Origin of the sequence: Variovorax sp. V15 (genome assembly GCF_041154425.1) — a bacterium.
Lineage (GTDB): Bacteria > Pseudomonadota > Gammaproteobacteria > Burkholderiales > Burkholderiaceae_C > Variovorax > Variovorax guangxiensis.
On record NZ_AP028659.1, the window covers coordinates 830,277 to 849,244 of the forward strand.

18 protein-coding genes are annotated in these 18,968 nt (G+C 68.9%); 16 read left to right on the forward strand and 2 right to left on the reverse strand.

All coding sequences use genetic code 11. The features are described 5' to 3' along the window. Window positions 1–28 precede the first annotated feature (28 nt). The gene (locus ACAM57_RS04060) at window positions 29–1,528 is read right to left on the reverse strand and encodes a deoxyribodipyrimidine photo-lyase (protein ID WP_369660786.1); all 1,500 of its coding nucleotides are present in this window, start codon (window positions 1,526–1,528) and stop codon (window positions 29–31) included. Between ACAM57_RS04060 and ACAM57_RS04065 the strand changes: the two genes are divergently transcribed. The 6 genes from ACAM57_RS04065 to ACAM57_RS04090 all read left to right on the forward strand — a co-directional run bounded on the left by ACAM57_RS04065 (window position 1,529) and on the right by ACAM57_RS04090 (window position 6,476). Continuing rightward, window positions 1,529–2,128 (forward strand): YqgE/AlgH family protein, encoded by a 600-nt coding sequence (locus ACAM57_RS04065; protein ID WP_301506141.1) that lies wholly within the window; start codon window positions 1,529–1,531, stop codon window positions 2,126–2,128. Window positions 2,129–2,251: 123 nt separating this feature from the next. After that, window positions 2,252–2,683, forward strand: a complete 432-nt coding sequence (gene ruvX, locus ACAM57_RS04070; RefSeq protein WP_369660787.1) for a Holliday junction resolvase RuvX — start codon at window positions 2,252–2,254, stop codon at window positions 2,681–2,683. Between the two features lie 139 nt (window positions 2,684–2,822). Next, on the forward strand, window positions 2,823–3,323 hold the full coding sequence (pyrR, locus tag ACAM57_RS04075) for a bifunctional pyr operon transcriptional regulator/uracil phosphoribosyltransferase PyrR (RefSeq protein WP_126023621.1): 501 nt from the start codon (window positions 2,823–2,825) through the stop codon (window positions 3,321–3,323). Then, window positions 3,324–4,286 carry an aspartate carbamoyltransferase catalytic subunit gene (locus tag ACAM57_RS04080; protein WP_019656265.1) on the forward strand — a complete coding sequence of 321 codons (963 nt, stop codon included), beginning with the start codon at window positions 3,324–3,326 and terminating at the stop codon, window positions 4,284–4,286. It abuts the gene before it with no gap. Between the two features lie 139 nt (window positions 4,287–4,425). Further along, the gene (locus ACAM57_RS04085) at window positions 4,426–5,712 is read left to right on the forward strand and encodes a dihydroorotase (protein WP_369660788.1); all 1,287 of its coding nucleotides are present in this window, start codon (window positions 4,426–4,428) and stop codon (window positions 5,710–5,712) included. 17 nt (window positions 5,713–5,729) lie between these two features. Beyond that, on the forward strand, window positions 5,730–6,476 hold the full coding sequence (locus ACAM57_RS04090; protein WP_126023619.1) for a 1-acyl-sn-glycerol-3-phosphate acyltransferase: 747 nt from the start codon (window positions 5,730–5,732) through the stop codon (window positions 6,474–6,476). Window positions 6,477–6,553: 77 nt separating this feature from the next. Here the strand turns inward: ACAM57_RS04090 and ACAM57_RS04095 are convergent, their stop codons facing one another. Further along, on the reverse strand, window positions 6,554–7,351 hold the full coding sequence (locus ACAM57_RS04095) for an IclR family transcriptional regulator (RefSeq protein WP_126023618.1): 798 nt from the start codon (window positions 7,349–7,351) through the stop codon (window positions 6,554–6,556). A 186-nt stretch (window positions 7,352–7,537) separates the two neighbouring features. On the opposite strand from ACAM57_RS04095, the gene ACAM57_RS04100 reads away from it, so the two are divergent. The 10 genes from ACAM57_RS04100 to ACAM57_RS04145 all read left to right on the forward strand — a co-directional run bounded on the left by ACAM57_RS04100 (window position 7,538) and on the right by ACAM57_RS04145 (window position 18,920). Next, a complete protein-coding gene (locus ACAM57_RS04100) occupies window positions 7,538–9,298 on the forward strand; it encodes an FAD-dependent oxidoreductase (RefSeq protein WP_369660789.1) in 1,761 nt (586 codons plus the stop codon). A gap of 41 nt (window positions 9,299–9,339) precedes the next feature. Then, window positions 9,340–10,116, forward strand: coding sequence for an SDR family NAD(P)-dependent oxidoreductase (locus ACAM57_RS04105; RefSeq protein WP_126023616.1), 777 nt, complete (start codon window positions 9,340–9,342; stop codon window positions 10,114–10,116). Between the two features lie 53 nt (window positions 10,117–10,169). Beyond that, the gene (locus ACAM57_RS04110; RefSeq protein ID WP_369660790.1) at window positions 10,170–11,378 is read left to right on the forward strand and encodes an ABC transporter substrate-binding protein; all 1,209 of its coding nucleotides are present in this window, start codon (window positions 10,170–10,172) and stop codon (window positions 11,376–11,378) included. A 79-nt stretch (window positions 11,379–11,457) separates the two neighbouring features. Continuing rightward, window positions 11,458–12,381, forward strand: coding sequence for a branched-chain amino acid ABC transporter permease (locus tag ACAM57_RS04115; protein ID WP_126023614.1), 924 nt, complete (start codon window positions 11,458–11,460; stop codon window positions 12,379–12,381). Further along, entirely contained in the window at window positions 12,378–14,168 is a 1,791-nt protein-coding gene (locus ACAM57_RS04120; protein WP_369660791.1) for an ATP-binding cassette domain-containing protein, read from the forward strand. The genes ACAM57_RS04115 and ACAM57_RS04120 overlap by 4 nt, the downstream gene beginning before the upstream one ends. A 20-nt stretch (window positions 14,169–14,188) precedes the next feature. After that, window positions 14,189–14,899, forward strand: a complete 711-nt coding sequence (locus ACAM57_RS04125; RefSeq protein WP_126023612.1) for an ABC transporter ATP-binding protein — start codon at window positions 14,189–14,191, stop codon at window positions 14,897–14,899. A gap of 29 nt (window positions 14,900–14,928) precedes the next feature. Further along, window positions 14,929–15,897 (forward strand): MBL fold metallo-hydrolase, encoded by a 969-nt coding sequence (locus ACAM57_RS04130; RefSeq protein WP_019656255.1) that lies wholly within the window; start codon window positions 14,929–14,931, stop codon window positions 15,895–15,897. 168 nt (window positions 15,898–16,065) lie between these two features. After that, window positions 16,066–17,019, forward strand: a complete 954-nt coding sequence (locus tag ACAM57_RS04135) for a DMT family transporter (protein WP_369660792.1) — start codon at window positions 16,066–16,068, stop codon at window positions 17,017–17,019. A 12-nt stretch (window positions 17,020–17,031) separates the two neighbouring features. Then, on the forward strand, window positions 17,032–18,222 hold the full coding sequence (locus tag ACAM57_RS04140; protein ID WP_369660793.1) for an NADH:flavin oxidoreductase/NADH oxidase: 1,191 nt from the start codon (window positions 17,032–17,034) through the stop codon (window positions 18,220–18,222). Beyond that, window positions 18,219–18,920, forward strand: a complete 702-nt coding sequence (locus ACAM57_RS04145; protein WP_369660794.1) for an EthD domain-containing protein — start codon at window positions 18,219–18,221, stop codon at window positions 18,918–18,920. Before ACAM57_RS04140 ends, ACAM57_RS04145 begins: the two co-directional genes overlap by 4 nt. Window positions 18,921–18,968 lie beyond the last annotated feature (48 nt).

Sequence of the window (18,968 nt, forward strand, 5' to 3'; positions counted from 1 at the left end):
CTTTTTCCGGTTCTTTCTATTTCTATTTCTACTTCTGCAGCGCCTTCGCCCGCGCCACCCCGTAGCGCTGCAGCGTCTTCTCGCGCGCCTCGGCGTGGTCGACCACCGGCTTCGGGTAGGTCTCGCCGAGCTTGATGCCGGCGGCCTCCAGCTCCACCGGCGAGGCCAGCCACGGCGCATGGATCGCCGTGTTCGACAGCCCCGCCAGCTGCGGCAGGTAGCGGCGGATGAACTTGCCCTCGGGGTCGAAGCACTCGCTCTGCGTCACCGGGTTGAAGATGCGGAAGTAGGGCTGGGCGTCGCAGCCGCTGGAGCTGGCCCACTGCCAGCCGCCGTTGTTCGAGGCCAGCTCGAAGTCGTTCAGGTGCAGCGCGAAGTAGGCCTCGCCGCGGCGCCAGTCCAGCCCCAGGTCCTTGCACAGGAAGCTCGCGGCCACCATGCGCAGGCGGTTGTGCATGTAGCCGCTCTGGTTGATCTGCAGCATGGCGGCGTCCACCAGCGGATAGCCGGTGCGGCCGTTGCACCAGGCGTCGAAGAGCTGGTCGGCGTGCTTGCCGTGGTGCCACTGGATCTTGTCGTACTCGGGGCGGAAGCTCTTCGACTCGCCGCCTTTGTGCACGTGCGGGAAGTGCGCCAGGATCTGGAAATAGAACTCCCGCCAGATCAGCTCGCTCAGCCATGTCGCCGCGCCCGTGTTGCCCTGCAGCGAAAGCTGGTGCGACAGGCTCGCCATCTGCCGGATCGACACCGTGCCGAAGCGCAGGTGCACGCCCATGTAGCTGGGCCCGCGCGCGGCGGGGAAGTTGCGCGCCTCGTCGTAGCGGTCGATGCGCTCGAAGAAGTCCTCGAAGAGCTGGCCGGCGCCTCGGGTGCCGGTGGGAATCTCCAGCGTCGACAGGTTGGTCTTCTCGAAGCCGATCTCGCGCAGCGTCGGCACCGGATCGCCCCAGCCCTGGGGCGAGGGGGCGAGCGCATCGGCGTGGTTGCGCACCGGGTACGACTTCAGGAAGAAGGCGTCGAGCTTGGCCAGCCAGGCCCGCTTGTAGGGCGTGAACACCGTGTAGGGCTGGCCGGTCTTGGTCATGACCTCGTCGCGGTCGAAGACGGTCGAGTCCTTGTAGGTGTGGAAGGTCACGCCGGCATTGGCCAGCGCGCCGAAGACCTTGGCGTCACGCTCCAGCGCGTCGGGCTCGTCGTCGCGGTTGGCGAAGACGGCCTGCACGCCCAGCTCGCGGGCCAGTGCCGGGATCTCCTGCGCCGCCACCGCGTGCCGCACGATCAGCCCGCCGCCCAGCGCGCGCAATTCGGCCTCGAGCTCCACCAGCGATTCGCGGATGAATTCGACCCGGCGGTCGGCCGTGGGAAGGGCGTCCAGGATCGCCTTGTCGAACACGAAGACGCACAGCACCTGACGGCAGGCCCGCAGCGCCCGGTAGAGGGCGGCGTTGTCGTCCACGCGGAGGTCGCGGCGGAACCACATGAGCCCTTTGGGATAGGTCTTGTCGACGGCCAGTAAAATCGGAGGCATATGGCCGCCGATTCTGCCCCGATGAACCTCACGCATCACTTTTTGATAGCGATGCCCGGGATGGAAGACAAAACTTTCAACCGCAGCGTCGTTTACCTCTGCGAACACAGCGAGCGCGGCGCGCTCGGCCTGGTGATCAACAAGCCCAGCGACATCAACCTCAAGGTGCTGTTCGAGAAGATCGAGCTGCACCTGGCCCGCCCCGAACTGGGCGAAGCCCCCGTCTTCCAGGGCGGCCCGGTGCAGACCGAGCGCGGCTTCGTGCTGCACGAGCCGGTCTTCGCCCAGGCCGAGAAGCCCGAGGAATCCGTCTACGCCTCGACCATGACCATCCCCGGCGGGCTCGAGATGACCACTTCCAAGGACGTGCTGGAGGCCCTGGCCACCGGCGCGGGCCCGCGCAAGGTGCTGGTTTCCCTGGGCTATGCGGCCTGGGGCGAAGGGCAGCTCGAATCCGAGCTGGCCGAGAACAGCTGGCTCACCGTGGGCGCCGACCCGGCCGTGATCTTCGACACCCCGATCGAGCAGCGCTACGACAAGGCGCTGATGCTGCTGGGCCTGGAGGCCTGGAAGCTCTCTCCCGACGCCGGACACGCATGATGAACTCGGCTCACCCCCAGGCTGCGCGCACTTCGTGTCGCTTCGCCAACCCCCTTCCGGGGGCGGGCCGCCGCTTCGGGCGGCCGTGCGCGGCGGCCCCCTGTCCCTGTGACTGGACCGGCGATGTCTGACAGTGCCCGGCCCCCGGCACCTGCAGTTGTTCCCGCCCATTTCCAGAGCTTCCTGGCCTTCGATTTCGGCCTGAAGCGCACGGGCGTGGCCAGCGGCAACCGGCTGCTGCGCACCGCCACGCCCCAGCCGACCATCAAGGCCGAGGGCGACGCGCGCTTCGCGCAGGTCGAGGCGCGCATCAAGGAATGGCAGCCCGACGCGCTGGTGATCGGCGTGCCCTGGCACCCCGACGGCGCCGCGCACGAGAACACCCGCCGCGCGCAGAAGTTCGCGCGACAGCTGCGCGGCCGTTTCAATCTCCAGGTGTTCGAGGTCGACGAGCGCTACAGCACCACCGAGGCCTTGTCGTCAGGCGCCCGCGATGCCGACGCGGCATCGGCCTGCATCATCCTGGAGCAATTCCTCAGGAGTCTCCAGGAATGAGGCTCTCCCCCAGGCTTCGCGCACTTCGTGTCGCTTCGCCAACCCCCTCGCCGGGGGCGACACCGGTGGCCGGGCAAAGCCGGTTCCACGGTGTTCCCCGAACTTTCCCTTTCCCTTGCCTTGCCGTGGAGCAATCATCGTGAGTTCTGTCGTTCCTGACGCCGAGGCGTTGTATCTCGACCTGCTGGCCGGCGTGAAGCCGCTGATGCGCCCCGAAACGAAGCTGGTCGGCATCACCTCCGGCGGCGCCTGGCTGGTCGAGCGGCTGCAGAAGGACCTGGGCCTGCCCGGCGCGCCCGGCATCATTTCGTCGGCGATGCATCGCGACGACTTCTCGCGCCGCGGCCTCTCGGCCAGCGTGCAGACCGCGCTGCCCTTCGACGTGAACGGCGCCGACGTGCTGCTGCTCGACGACGTGCTCTACACCGGCCGCACCATCCGCGCGGTGCTCAACGAGCTGTTCGACTTCGGCCGTCCGGCCAGCGTGCGCCTCGCGGTGCTGGTGGATCGCGGCGGCCGCGAGCTGCCCGTGGCCGCCGACTTCGCCGCCACGACGCTGGCGCTGCCCGACACGCAACTGCTCGCCCTCGCACGCGCCAACGACGGTGCCTTCAGCCTCAAGGTGGAGGAGAACAAGTAAATGCTCTACAAGCGAAATCCCCAGCTCAACAAGAACGGCGAGCTGATCCACCTGCTGTCGATCGAGGGCCTGCCCAAGGACATCGTCACGCACATCCTCGACACGGCCGCCAACTTCACGAGCGTGAGCGACCGCGAGGTGAAGAAGGTGCCGCTCTTGCGCGGCAAGAGCGTGTTCAACCTGTTCTTCGAGAACAGCACCCGCACGCGCACCACCTTCGAGATCGCGGCCAAGCGCCTCTCCGCCGACGTCATCAACCTCGACATCGCGCGCTCCTCGGCCACCAAGGGCGAGTCGCTGCTGGACACCATCGCCAACCTGAGCGCCATGGCGGCCGACCTGTTCGTCGTGCGCCACAGCGAGTCGGGCGCGCCCTACCTGATCGCGCAGCACGTCGCGCCGCACGTGCACGTGGTGAACGCCGGCGACGGCCGCCACGCGCACCCGACGCAGGGGCTGCTCGACATGTACACGATCCGCCACTACAAGAAAGACTTCTCGAACCTCACGGTCGCCATCGTCGGCGACGTGCTGCATTCGCGCGTGGCGCGCTCCGACATCCACGCGCTCACCACGCTGGGCTGCGCCGAAGTGCGCGTGGTCGGCCCCAAGACGCTGGTGCCCGGCGACATGGCCGGCATGGGCGTGCGCGTGTGCCACACGCTCGAAGAGGGCATCAAGGACTGCGACGTGGTCATCATGCTGCGCCTGCAGAACGAACGCATGAGTGGCGCGCTGCTGCCCTCGTCGCAGGAGTTCTTCAAGACCTTCGGCCTCACGCAGGAAAAGCTGCAGCTGGCCAAGCCCGACGCCATCGTGATGCACCCGGGGCCCATCAACCGCGGCGTGGAGATCGACTCCGCCGTGGTCGACGGCAAGCAGAGCGTGATCCTTCCGCAAGTCACTTTCGGCATCGCGGTCCGGATGGCGGTAATGAGCATCGTCGCAGGTAACGAAGCATAGAAATGTTGCTCGCCCCCAGTCTTCGCGCACTTCGTGTCGCTTCGCCAACCCCCTGCCGGGGGCAACACCAGTGGCCCGGCGAAGCCGGTTCCACGGTGTTTCCCGAAAAGGCCATGACTGTCACTGGAAGTACAGACGCATGAACATCCACATCGCCAACGGCCGCGTCGTCGACCCCGCGTCGGGCATCGACAAGCAGGCCGACATCGCCATCGCCGACGGAAAGATCGCCGGCATCGGCGGCAGCATTCCGGCAGGCTTCAAGGCCGAACGCACCATCGACGCCACGGGCTGCATCGTCGCGCCGGGCCTCGTCGACCTCGCCGCTCGGCTGCGCGAGCCCGGCTATGAGCATGAAGGCATGCTCGAAAGCGAAATGGCCGCGGCCATCGCGGGCGGCGTGACCAGCCTCGTGTGCCCGCCCGACACCGACCCGGTGCTCGACGAGCCCGGCCTGGTCGAGATGCTCAAGTTCCGCGCCGAGAAGCTGCAGGCCGCGCGTCTGTTCCCGCTGGGGGCGCTCACGCGCGGCCTGGCCGGTGGCGTGCTGACCGAGATGGCCGAGCTCACCGAGGCCGGCTGCATCGGCTTCGGCCAGGCCGACGTGCCGCTGGGCGACACGCAGGTGCTGCAGCGCGCGCTCTCCTACGCCAGCACCTTCGGCTACACCGTGTGGCTGCGCCCGCAGGACCGCGACCTCGGCAAGGGCGTCGCCGCCAGCGGCCCGCTGGCCACGCGGCTGGGCCTGGCGGGCGTGCCCGTGTCGGCCGAGACCATCGCCATCTTCACCATCGTCGAGCTCATGAAGAGCACCGGCGCACGCGTGCACCTGTGCCGCATCTCCAGCGCCCGCGGCGTGGAACTGGTGCGCCAGGCCAAGGCGCAGGGGCTGCCGATCACCTGCGACGTCAGCATCAACTCGCTGCACCTGGCCGACACCGACATCGGCTACTTCGACAGCCGCGCCCGCCTGAACCCGCCGCTGCGCCAGCAGGGCGACCGCGACGCGCTCTCGGCCGCGCTGGCCGACGGCACCATCGACGCGCTGGTGTCCGACCACACGCCGGTCGAGGCCGACGCCAAGACGTTGCCCTTCGCCGAGAGCGAGGCGGGCGCCACCGGGCTCGAGCTGCTGCTGCCGCTGGCGCTGCGCTGGGGCGAGCGCAGTGGCGCGGGCATCGCGCGCGCCATCGAGGTCGTCACCGCTGCGCCCGCGCGCCTGCTTGGCGTCACCGACGCGGGCGCCGGCATCGGCCGCCTGCAGCAAGGCGGCGTGGCCGACCTGTGCATCGTCGATCCCGCGCTCGAATGGCAGGTGGAGCCCGGCGCGCTCAGGAGCCAGGGCAAGCACACGCCCTTTGCCGGCTACCCGCTGCAGGGCCGCGCGCGCCACACGCTGGTGGCCGGCCGCATCGTCCACGGTTGAGAGGGGCCCGGGCGCCGATGCTTCATTCGCTGAAAGCCTGCTGGCGCCTGGCGCGCGCGGTGGCGCACGCGGCCTCGGGCTGGTGGACGATCCGCTTCACCTTCCCGAAGCTCACGCAGGCCGAGCGCAACGCGCGCGTGCAGGCGTGGTCGCGGCGCATGCTGGAGCTCATGGGCATCACGCTGGTGGTGCAGGGCACGCCGCCGCCTACGGGGCCGGTGCTGCTGATCTGCAATCACCTTTCGTGGCTGGACATCACGACCATCCATGCCGCGCGGCACGTGCGCTTCGTGTCGAAGTCGGACGTGAAGGGCTGGCCGCTGATCGGCACGCTGTCCAACGGCTCGGGCACGCTCTACATCGAGCGCGAACGCCGCCGCGACGCGCTGCGCGTGGTGCACCACATGACCGACGCGCTGCGCAACGGCGACCTGATCGGCGTGTTCCCTGAAGGCACGACCAGCGACGGCCGGGGCCTGCTGCCCTTCCACGCGAACCTGCTGCAGGCGTCGATCTCCTCGGGCGCGCCGGTGCTGCCCGCCGCGCTGCGCTTCGCCGACGCCGCCACCGGCGAGACCAGCCAGGCGCCGCGCTATATCGACGACGACAACCTCGTCGTCTCGCTGTGGAACACGCTGCGCGCGCCGCCGCTGCTGGCCATCGTGCGCTTCGGCGAGCCGCAGGACCCGCATGGCCGCGACCGGCGCGAATGGGCGCATTCGCTGCATGAAGACGTGCAGCAGCTGCGCCGCGAGACGCACTGACCGGCCGGAACCAAAAGAAAAAGGCGCTTCGACGAAGCGCCTTTTTCTTTTGCCGGGAAGCCGGTGAAGACCCGCGATCAGGCCTGCTCGCCCGTAGGCACGAAGCCCAGCCGGCGCGAGATCTCCAGCGCGCAGGCCCTCAGCGGCACGGCCACGCGGCCGTCCCATTCGCGGTCGAAGGTAGCCTCGGGGCCCATGGCGGTGATGCCCAGCACCAGGTTGTTGGTCGAGTCGAACACCGGCGCGCAGAAGGCGTCGATGCCCGGGATCGGCTGGCCCAGCGTGCGCGACATGCCGTGCAGGCGCGTCTCGACCAGCAGGGCCTCGATCTCGGCGCGCGACAGCTCGGCGGTGGCGCCGCGGCCGTCCGCGGGGCGGGTGCGCGCCAGGTCCTCCAGCATCATCTTCTCGACCACCTTGGGCGGCAGGTAGGCCGCGAAGAGCCGGCCCGTCGCGGTGTAGGCCAGCGACATGACGGTGCCGGTGCGCAGGTTCACGTGCAGCGGGTGGATCGGCTCCTCCAGCCGCACCACCGTCGGCCCGAAGTTGCCCCACACAGCCACCGCGATGCTCTGCTCGGTCTCCGAGGCGAGCTGCTCGATGAGTGGCGACGCCTCCTTGATCGGGTCGAGCCGCTGCAGCTTTGCCAGCCCCAGCTGCAGCGCCAGCGGGCCCAGCTCGTAGCGGCCCGCGCTGTCCTGCACCACGAAGCCGACCTTCAAAAAGCTGACGAGATAGGGGTGCGCCTTGCCGACGGGAACGCCCGCGGCCTTGCCCAGGTCGCGCAGCGCCATGGGCGCGACGTGGCGCCCGAGCGCCACCAGCAGTTGCGTTCCGATTTCGACGGACTGAATGCCACGTCTTGGCTTTTCCATGGGGCGCCCGGCGTGGGGAGTGAGAGTGGGGGCGAGTATAGCCATCAGGGTTTCTACTGATATTGTCGTGTTCAATCGATGATGATTGAACATCTGATAGTAACGAAGAGACTTGACCATATCAACGTCGCTGCCTAAACTGCGCCGCAACTTAGGTCTTACACAAACACGCGAACAGGCAGAGACATGGAACAGAACACTTTCGAATGCGACGTGCTCGTAGTCGGCAGCGGCGCATCGGGCATGGCCACCGCGGTCACGGCGGCTTCGCAGGGCTTGAAGGTGCTGGTGGTCGAGAAGGAGCCGCGCTTCGGCGGCACCACCGCGCGCTCGGGCGGCTGGCTGTGGATTCCGGGCACGCGCCTGGCCACGGAGCAGGGCATCCACGAGCCCGAGGGCGCCGCGCTCGAATACATGAAGCACGAGGCCACCACACACTTCGACGCCGCGCGCGTCGGCGCCTTCCTGGAGATGGGGCCCAAGGCCATCGACTTCTTCACGCGCAACACTTGCGTGCAGTTCGACATGCCGGCCGTCTTCCCCGACTACCACGCCGAGGCGCCGGGCGGCCAGCAGGGCGGCCGCTCGATGGTCACGCGCCCGTTCGACGGCCGCGAGCTCGGCAAGCGCATCAAGCAGCTGGCGCCGCCGCTGCCCGAACTCACCGTGTTCGGGATGATGTTGGGCTCGGGCCCCGAGATCAAACACTTCATGCGGGCCTTCAAGTCGCCGACCTCGTTCTGGTACGTGACCAAGCGCCTGAGCCGCCACTTCCTCGACGTGCTGCGCCACGGCCGCGGCATGACGCTGACCAACGGCAATGCACTGGCCGGCCGCCTGGCCAAGGCCGCGATGGACAAGAACATTCCCGTGTGGCTCTCGTCGCCGGTGAAGAAGCTGGTGGTCGAGTACGACGGCGTCTCCGGCGCGGTGGTGCAGCACGAAGGCCAGAACGTGCGCGTGGTCGCGAAGCGCGGCGTGGTGCTGGCCTGCGGCGGCTTCCCCTACGACGTGGAACGCCGCAAGCAGCTCTTTCCGCATGCGCCCACCGGCCGCGAGCACTACTCGCCATCGCCTTCCACCAACACCGGCGACGGCCTGCGTCTGGCCGAGGCCGTGGGCGGCCGCGTCGACGGCACCATCCCGCATGCCGCGGCGTGGGTGCCCGCGTCGGTCACCACGCGCCCCGACGGCAGCAAGGGCGTGATGCCGCACTTCATCGACCGCGCCAAGCCCGGGGTGATCGCGGTCACCACCAAGGGCCGCCGCTTCACCAACGAGGGCAACTCGTACCACGACTTCGTGCAGGCGATGGTCAAGGCCTGCGAGGGTGAGCCCGAGGTAACGGCCTGGCTGTTGTGCGACCACAAGGCGCTGCGCGACTACGGCCTGGGCTGCGTCGCGCCCGCGCCGCTGCCCATCGGGCGGCACCTGAAGAGCGGCTACCTCAAGCGCGGCGCCACCGTCGGCGAACTGGCCAAGGAACTCGGCATCGCGCCCGCCACGCTCGAAGCCACCGTGCAGGAGTTCAACAAGGGCGCGCGCACCGGCGACGACCCCGCCTTCGGCAAGGGCAGCAAGGCCTACAACCGCTACCAGGGTGACGCCAACATCACGCCCAACCCCTGCGTCGCGCCGCTGGAGAACGGCCCGTACTACGCCATCAAGCTGGTGATCGGCGACATCGGCACTTTCGCCGGCCTCGTCACCGACGAGAAGACCCGCGTGCTCGACGCCAACCGCCAGCCGATCAAGGGTCTCTACGCGGTAGGCAACGACGCCGCCAGCGTCATGGGCGGCAACTACCCCGGCGCCGGCATCACCCTCGGCCCGGCGCTGACCTTCGGCTATGTCGCCGGCCTGCAGGTCGCGCAGGCCGAAGCCAAGGCCACGGCGCAGCTGAAGGTGGAGCAGCGCGAGGTCGTGCCGGTCAGCCGCGCCGCCTGAGCGTCATACACCCACACATATATAGAGAGAAGGAGACACCGATGGCCTTTCCATCCACAGTCGCACCCCGCCTGCTCGAAGGCCGCCTGGCCTTCATTACCGGCGCGGGCCAGGGCAACGGCCGCGCGCTCGCGCTGGGCCTGGCGCAGGCCGGTGCGCGCGTGGTCGTCACCGACATGAACGACGCCACCGTGCGCGAGACCGCGCAGCTGGTGCGCGACGCGGGCGGCGAGGCCTGGTCCTTCGTGCTCGACGTGACCGCGCCCGAGGCCTGCCAGGCGCTGGCCGAGCGTGTCGGCAAGGAGATCGGCAACGTCGACCTGCTGGTCAACAACGCCGGCATCATCATCCGCGAGAACACCAGCAGTCCGAACGCAGCGGCCAACTGGAAGAAGACCATCGACGTGAACGTGCACGGCACCTTCAACACCACGCTGGCCTTCATCCCGGTGCTCAAGCAGACGAAGGGCTCGATCATCAACATCGCCTCCATCGCCGCGTACGCGGGGCAGGGCGCGAGCCTGGGCTACTCGCCGTCGAAGGGCGCGATCAAGATGCTCACGCAGTCGCTCGCGCAGGAGCTGGCGCCCGCTGGCGTGCGCGTCAACGCGCTGGCCCCCGGCGTGATCGAGACACCCATGACCGCCGCCACCCGCGAGAACCCGCAGCGCCTGGAGTCGTTCATGACGCGCATCCCCATGGGCCGCGTCGGCCAGACCGAAGACCTGGTGGGCCCGGTGATCTTCCTGGCCAGCGACATGTCGCGCTACGTCACCGGCATCGTGCTGCCGGTGGACGGCGGCTTCCTCGCCGTCTGAGCCCCCTTTTGTTTTTTTCCGCTTCCCCGTCCGTCAACCTCAGGAGACAAAAAATGAAAACCATCCGTCTGTACAAGACGCTGCTCGCCGCGGCCGCGTTCGCCGCCTTCACGGCCGGCGCTACCGGTGCCATGGCGCAGGACATCAAGGTCGGCTACAACGGCGACCTCTCCGCGTCGCCCTCGGCCCAGAGCGGCCAGGCCGCGGTGCTGGGCATGGAGGCGGCCATCGCCGACATCAACGCCGCAGGCGGCGTGCTCGGCAAGAAGCTGGCGCTGGTCACGCGCGACGACGTCTCGGCGCCGCCGAAGTCGATCCAGAACATGAGCGACCTGATCGACAACGAGAAGGTGGTCGCCGTCTTCGGCCCCACCAACTCGGGCAACGCGATGGCGTGGAAGCACATCGCCAACCAGAAGAAGATCCCCGTGCTGGGCAACGTGGGCTCGGGCACCGACATCACCAAGCCGATGAGCCCCGGCGCCGACAACTACATGTTCCGCGTCTCGATGGTCGACCGCGAGCAGGTCGCCGCGCTGATGGCCTACGTGAAGAAGAACACCGCAGGCTCCAAGGTGGTAGGCCTGATGGCCGAGACCACCGGCTACGGCCAGGGCGGCCTGAAGGACATGGAGGAGATCGCCAAGCTGCAGGACATCAAGATCGCCGCCACCGAGCGCTTCGGCGTCGGCGACACCGACATGACCTCGCAGCTGAGCAAGATGAAGGCCGCCAACGTCGACACCGTGGTGGTGTGGGCGCAGGGCACGCCCATCGCGCAGCTGGTGCGCAGCATGGAGAAGATCAACTACTTCCCGCTGACGCTGACCTCCTGGGCCGCCGACAACATCACCTTCTACGACGCGGCCGGCAAGCAGCTCGCCGAGAAGCCGATCTTCATGCGCACCGTGAGCGAGACCCGCACGCCCGCGCAGCAGAAGCTCTTCGACCGCATCGGTGCCAAGCTGAAGGCGCCGGGCTCGTTCTCCTTCGCGCTGCACGGCTACGACTCCATGCAGCTGCTGGCGCAAGCCATGAAGCAGGCCAACAGCACCGACGGCGCAGCGGTGCGCGCGGCGCTCGAAGACCTGAAGACGCCGGTGCAGGGCGTGCTCAAGACCTACGACAAGCCCTTCAGCAAGACCAATCACGAAGCGCTAACCGCCAAGGACCTGGTCTGGATCCGCTGGAAGGACGGCAAGCTGATGCCCTACACCGACGCGCTGATCCAGGGCCTCAAGCCGGCCGACTTCAAGCAGTAAGCAAGACAGAAAAGAAGAGGCGAAGCGACCGGCCTGCCCGCGCGGCAGCCGGCGCCGTCTCGCAACGGAGATACACACCATGGTTGAAGCGCTCCTGCAGGCGCTCATCAGCGGGCTCGCCGTCGGCGGTGCCTATGCGCTGGTGGCGCTGGGATTCAGCATCACGTTCACGACCACCAAGACGCTGAACTTCTCGCACGGCGAGTTCGTCTCGGCCGGCGCCTTCATCGGCATGAGCGCCCTGTTCCTGGTACTGGGCAAGCCGCTGAGCTCCACCACCTTCGGCGACGCCGTGCCCGGCGCGGGCGCGCAGCTCTTCGCGCTGCTGGCCGCGCTCGGCGTGATGGGCCTGCTGGGCTGGCTGCTCTACGTGCTGGGCGTGCGCCCCTTCGCGGGCCGCCCCGGCATGGCGTGGGTGATGAGCACGCTGGGCTTCGGCGTGATCCTGCAGAGCGTGGGGCTTGCCATCTGGGGCCCGAAGCCGGTGGTGGTGCCCGCGCCGGTGGGCGACACAGTGATCCGCATGTTCGGCGTGGGCGTGCGCCCACAGGAGCTGCTCACGCTGGGCGTGGCGGTGGTCGTGATGTTCGGCTTCGACCGCGTGATGAACCGCACCATGATCGGCAAGGCCATGCGCGCGGTGGCGCAGAACGGCAACGTCGCCAGCCTCATGGGCATCAACACCAACGCGATGATGATCGGCGCCTTCGTCGTCAGCTCGGCGCTGGCGGGGCTCTCGGGCTTCCTGCTCGCGCCCATCGCGCAGGCCTCGCTCTTCATGGGGCTGACCGTGGGCCTGAAGGGCTTTTCGGGCGCGATGATCGGCGGCCTGAGCAACCCGCGCGGTTGCGTGATCGGCGGCTTCCTGCTCGGCGTGCTCGAGTCGATGGTCAACCTGTGGCAGGCGCAGTGGCGCGAGGTGGCGGTGTTCGCGCTCGTCATCCTGGTGCTGGCCTTCCGTCCCACGGGCCTGTTCGGCCGCTCGACGGTGGAGAAGGTATGAAGCGCCTCGCCCATCCCCTCGCCGTGGTACTGGTCGCGGCGGTGCTCTGCGGCATCGTATCGATGTCGGGCAACGACTACTACCTGCGCATCGCCTTCATGATGTGCGTCTACTACCTCTGCGCCGCCGGCATGAACGTGCTGGTGGGCTACGCGGGGCAGAAATCGCTGGGCCAGGCCGGGCTGTTCGCGGCCGGCGCCTACGGCGTGGCGCTGCTGACCTCGCGCACCGACATGGACCCGTGGCTCGCGCTCGCGCTGGCCGCCGTCATTTCGGGCCTGTGCGGCGTGCTGATCGCGCTGCCCTCGCTGCGCGTGAAGGGGCCGTACCTCGCCATGGTCACGCTGGCCTTCGGCATCGTGGTGGAGAAGCTCGTGGGCGAATGGACCGACGTGTTCGGCGGCGCCCAGGGCATCTACGGCATCCGCCCGCTCACCTGGAAGGGCGCACCGCTGGACACCACGCAGTGGGTCATCCTGGGCATCGTGCTGTGCGCGGCGCTGCACCTGCTGCTGCGCAACCTGCTCAATGGTCGCTTCGGGCGCGCGCTGCTGTCGCTGCAGGCGGACGAGATCGCTTCGTCTTCCGTGGGCGTGCGCGTGTACCGCGCCAAGGTCATGGCCTTCGTGGTCGCGGCCGTCACCTGCGGCATCGCGGGCGCGCTGGTGGCGCAGCAGAACCAGTACATCAACTCCGACTTCATCACCTTCCACCTGTCGATCTTCATCCTGCTGCTGGTGCTGTTCGGCGGCGCGGGCTCGATGTACGGGCCGCTGGTGGGTGCGGTGCTGCTCACGCTGACCGACGCGCTGCTCGCGCGCTGGCCTTCGGCGCAGCACTTCCTCTACGGCTTCCTGCTGCTGTTCGCGCTGTACGTGATGCCGGGCGGCGTGGTGGGCCTGTTCAACAAGTGGTTCATGAAGTCGCGCCATCGCGGCGAGGGCGCTGGCGGCAGCGGCATTCCGGGCCAGATCGGCCCCGGCGGCGAAGGCGAGCTGCTGGTGGTGCAGGGCGTGACCAAGTCGTACGGCGGCGTGAAGCCGGCGCAGGACGTGTCCTTCCGCCTGCAGCGCGGCCACATCCATGCGCTGATCGGGCCGAACGGCGCGGGCAAGAGCACCATGATCAACATGCTCACCGGCGTGATCGAACCCGACGCGGGCTCGATCCGCTTCCTGGGCCGCAACATCGTGGGCGAGCCGGCTCATGCCATCTGCTGCATGGGCATGGGCCGCACCTTCCAGAACCTGCGCCTGTTCGCGGATCTCTCGGTGCTCGACAACGTCATGCTCGGCCGCCACAGCCGCATGAGCAACGGCTTCCTGTCGTCGCTGGTGGCCTGGCCCACCGCGAACCGGCAGGAGAAGGCGACGCGCGAGCGCGCGCTGCAGCTGCTCGACCTGGTCGACCTCGGCCACCTCGCGCACTGGCCCGCGGGCAGCCTGCCCTACGGCCTGCAGCGCCGCGTGGAGCTGGCGCGCGCGCTGGCCACCGAGCCGCAGTTGCTGCTGCTCGACGAACCGGCCGCGGGCCTCAACCCGCAGGAGACCGCCGAGCTCGGCGAGCTGCTGCTGCGCATCGGCAAGTGCGGCGTGTCGATCCTGATGGTGGAGCACCACATGGACCTGGTGATGTCGATCTCGGACCACGTGATCGTGCTCGACTACGGCATCAAGATCGCCGAGGGCAGGCCCGCCGAGGTTCAGGCCAACCCGCGCGTGGTCGAGGCCTACCTGGGCGTGGACGACGAAGAAGAAGAGGCACTGGCCACGGCCATGCCCGCCTGAGCAGAAAGACCGAAACCATCATGCTGAAAATCGAATCGGTGAAGGTCTCGTACGGCGCCATCGAGGCCGTCAAGGGCGTGAGCCTGGAAGTGCGCGCGGGCGAGGTCGTCACCATCATCGGCGCCAACGGCGCCGGCAAGAGCACGCTGCTCAAGAGCATCGTCGGCCTGGAGCCCGTGGCCGAGGGCCGCGTGCTGATCGACGGCAACGACTGCACGCACGTGCCCTCGCACAGGCGCGTGGGCCTGGGCGTCGCGCTGTCGCCCGAGGGGCGCGGCGTGTTCCCGGACCAGACGGTGCGCGAGAACCTGATGCTCGGCGCCTACTCGCGCCGCGGCGACAAGGCCTTCGTGGAGCGCGGCATCGAGCGCGAGTTCGCGCGCTTCCCGCGCCTGAAGGAGCGCCAGCACCAGCCCTCGGGCACGCTGTCGGGCGGCGAGCAGCAGATGCTGGCCATTGCCCGAGCGCTCATGAGCGAGCCGCGCCTGCTGCTGCTGGACGAGCCCTCGCTGGGCCTGGCGCCGCTCATCATCAAGGACATCTTCGACGCCATCCGCCAGCTGCGCAGCTCGGGCCTGACCATCCTGCTCGTCGAGCAGATGGCCAAGCAGGCGCTGGGCGTGGCCGACCGCGCCTACGTGCTCGAAACCGGCTGCATCACGCTCGAAGGCTCCGGCCGCGAGCTGCTCGACAACCCCAAGGTGAAGTCCGCGTACCTCGGCACGCATTGACTCGCATCGCTCATTTCAAAGGAACTCCCATGACCACCAAGAAATTCGCCAGCCACGCCGACCTCGAGGAAAAGAAGGTCTCGTTCACCCGGCTTTCGGAGAACGCCTATGCCTACACCGCCGAGGGCGACCCGAACACCGGCATCTTCATCGGCGACGAGGCCGTGATGGTGGTGGACACGCAGGCCACGCCGGCGATGGCGCAGGACGTGATCCGCCGCATCCGCGAAGTGACGCCGCTGCCCATCAAGTACGTGCTGCTGAGCCACTACCACGCGGTGCGCGTTCTGGGCGCCTCGGCCTACTTCAAGGAGGGCGCCGAGCAGATCATCGCCAGCCGCGACACCTACGACCTGATCGTGGAGCGCGGCGAGCAGGACAAGGCCAGCGAGATCGGCCGCTTCCCACGCCTGTTCCGCAACGTCGAGTCGGTGCCGCCGGGCCTGACCTGGCCCACCATGACCTTCGACGGCACCATGAGCGTGTGGCTGGGCAAGAAGCTCGAAGTGAAGATCGCGCAGGTGGGCCGCGGCCACACCAAGGGCGACACCATCGCCTACCTCGAAGACCAGAAGATCTGCTTCGCGGGCGACCTCGTCGAGTACCAGAGCACCGCCTACGCCGGCGACTGCTACTTCCGCGACTGGCCCGCCACGCTCGACCGCCTCGCGGGCTTCGGCTTCGAGAAGCTGGTGCCCGGGCGCGGCGCCGCGCTGGAGAACGCCGCCGACGTGCGCAAGGCCATCGCCTCCACGCGCGCCTTCATCTCCGACGTGTACACGCTGGTCAACAACGGCGTGGCGCAGGGCAAGACGCTGAACGCGATCTACAAGGAAACCGTGGCGGCGCTGCGCCCCACGTACGGCCACTGGGTGATCTTCGATCACTGCATGCCGTTCGACGTGACGCGCGCCTACGACGAGGCCACCGGTCACGTCCACCCGCGCATCTGGACCGCCGAGCGCGACATCGAAATGTGGAACGAGCTGGAAGGTTGACCACCCCAGGACTGTTGATCACTCCCAGCCTCGCCCACTTCGGGTGGCTCGGACACCCCCCCGCGGGGGCGCACCCTGCGGCCCGGCAGAGCCGGTTCCGCGGGAGCCTGCGAAGGGGCCTCGCTGCGCGGGCCGTGGCGTACGGTCGTCTCTTGCCGAACGATTGAAATGAACCAGCCTGCGCCGTCGTCATCTTCATCGTCCTCTGCGGGCGCCACACCGGCCGCCGTGCAGGCCTGGCTGCTGCTGGGAATGCTCGTGTGGGGCGTGAACGTGTCGGCGGTGAAGGTGCTGACGGGCTTCTTCGAGGCGCTGCCGCTGGCGGCTTTGCGCATGGCGGTGGCGTGCGTGGCGCTGAGCGCGATCTTGCTGTGGCGGCGCGACGGGGTGCCGGCGTTCGGCATGCGGCGTCTTGCGGCACTTGCCGGCTGCGGCTTCCTGATGGTGTATGCCAACCAGATCCTGTTCGCGCTGGGGCTGCAGCGTTCGACGGCCACCAACGGGGCGCTGATCATGGCGCTGAGTCCGCTGGTGTCGGCGCTGATGGCGGCGCTGGTGTTCCGCGAGGCGCTGACGGCGCGGCGGCTGGTCGGCGTGGCGCTGGGCTTCGCGGGCGTGGCCGCGGTCGTGCTCAGCCATCCGGGCGCGAGCCTGTCGCACGCGGGGTTGGGCGATTTGCTGCTGGCGCTGTCGGTGGTGAGCTTCGCGGTCGGCGGCGTAGGCGTGCAGCGCCTGGCGCGGCAGATCGATCCGCTGTCGATGAGCTGGGGCATCTACGTGATGGGCACCGCGATGCTGGTGCTGCACACGCTGCTCGGGCCGTCGCCGCTGGGCGCGGCGCAGCTGTTCCCGGGTGCGTGGCCGTGGGCGCTGGTGCTGTTCTCGGGCGTGGCCGCCACCGCCGCCGGCAACCTGATCTGGAACCGCGCCATCTCCGTCATCGGCGTGGCGCGCACCGCTGTCTTTCTCTATTGGGTGCCGGTGTTCGGCGTCGCGGTCGCGGCGCTGCTGCTGGGCGAGGTGCTGAGCTGGTGGCACCTGTTCGGCTTCGCCGCGGTGATGAGCGGCACGTGGCTGGGCACGCGGCCGGCAGCCGCCGCCGTGCCCAAGCCTGCACCCTGATTTCTTCCATCCATGTCCACCGACTCTCTCCCCCTGCTGTTCCAGCCCCTGCAACTGCGCGGCCTCGCATTGGCCAACCGCGTCGTGATCTCGCCGATGTGCCAGCACGCCGCCGAGCGCGGCCATGCCACGCCGTGGCACATGGTGCACCTGGGCAAGTTCGCGCTCGGCGGCGCCGGGCTGATCTTCACCGAGAGCACAGCGGTCGATCCGCGCGGTCGCATCGGCACCGCCGACCTCGGCCTGTGGAACGACAGCCAGATCGCGCCGCTGAAGGCCGTGGTCGACTTCGTGCACGCGCAGGGCAGCGCCATCGGCGTGCAGCTCGCGCATGCAGGCCGCAAGGCGGGCAGCGAGCCGCTGTGGGAGGGTGGCGCCGCACTCGGCGATGCGCGCATGGCCGCAGACGAGGAGCCGTGGGAGCGTCTGGGGCCGAGCGCACTCGCGGCAGGGCCTGGCTGGTCGGCACCGGGCGCGCTCGATGCCGATGGCATCGCGGCGGTGGTGCAGCGCTTCGTCGATGCCACGGTGCGCGCAGACAAGGCGGGCTTCGACGTGGTCGAGCTGCACTTCGGGCACGGCTACCTCGTCGCCAGCTTCCTTTCACCCAACGCCAACCATCGCGACGATGCACTCGGCGGCAGCCGCGACAACCGCATGTGGCTCGCGCTGGAGATCGCGCAGCGCGTGCGTGCCGCGTGGCCGGCGGAGAAGCCGCTGTTCTGCCGCCTCTCGGCGGTCGACGGCACGCCCGATGGCTGGAACCTGGACGACTCGGTGGTGCTCGCGCGCGAGCTCAAGCGCTGCGGCGTCGACGTGATCGACTGTTCCTCGGGCGGCCTCACCGAGGAGACGCGCGCGCTGCCGGTGCCGCGCGGGCTGGGCTTCCAGGTGCCGTTCTCCGCGCGCATCCGGCGCGAGGCGCAGGTGCCCACGCAGGCGGTCGGGATGATCGTCGACGCGCATCAGGCCGAGGCCGTGCTCGCCGCCGGGCAGGCCGATCTCGTCGCCCTGGGCCGCGAGGCCTTGCTCGACCCCTACTGGGCGCACCACGCGGCCGCGGCGCTCGGTGCGGACCCCGGCTTCCGGCGCTGGCCGGTGCGCCACGGCGTGTGGCTGGCCAAGCGCGCGCCCGGCCTCGCGCGAGCGCGCGCCGAGGCAGAAGCCGCCTTGCAAATCAACGATAAGGAGACAAGCAGATGACCGAACCGACGCCCCTGCGCATGGGCCTGATCCGCAAGAAACCCGAATGGACCGACGAGGCCTTCCGCAGCCACTGGCGCGACAGGCACGGCCCGCTGGTGGCGCAACTGCCCACGTTGCGTGGCTACCGCCAGAACCTCGTGCTCGACCGGCTGCAGCGCGGTATCGACTTCGCACGCGGGCCATGGGACTTCGACGGTTTCTCGCAGCTGGGTTTCGACGAAGCGAAGCAGGCCGACACGGCCTTCAACACGGGCGAGCTGGCCGCTGCCATCCGCGCCGACGAGGAACGCTTTCTGGGCGGCCTGCACATCGTGACCGTCGCGCAGACCGAGGTGATCGCGCCGCCGCCGAAGCCCGAGGGGCTGCTCAAGCGCATCTCGCTGCTGCGCCGGCCCGTCGAGCAGTCGGAAGAAGACTTCCGCCGCGAATGGAAGGTGCACGCCGACCACGTGCGCCGCATGCCCGGCGTGAGCGGCTACCGCCAGAACGTGGTGACCGCGCGCGAGTTCGTGAAGGGCACGCCCTGCGGCTACGCGGAGCTGCCGATCGACGGCATCGTCGAGCTGTGGTTCGAGAACCCCGGCACGCTCGATGCGGCCTTCGCATCGCCGCAAGGGCAGGTGACGATGGCGCATGCGCTCACCTTCCTTGCGGAGATCACGGCCTTCGTGGTGGAGGAGCACCGCGTGGTGTGAGGCCAATGAGGGCGGGCCGGGCATGGATGCGCTCGCCGCACGGCGTCG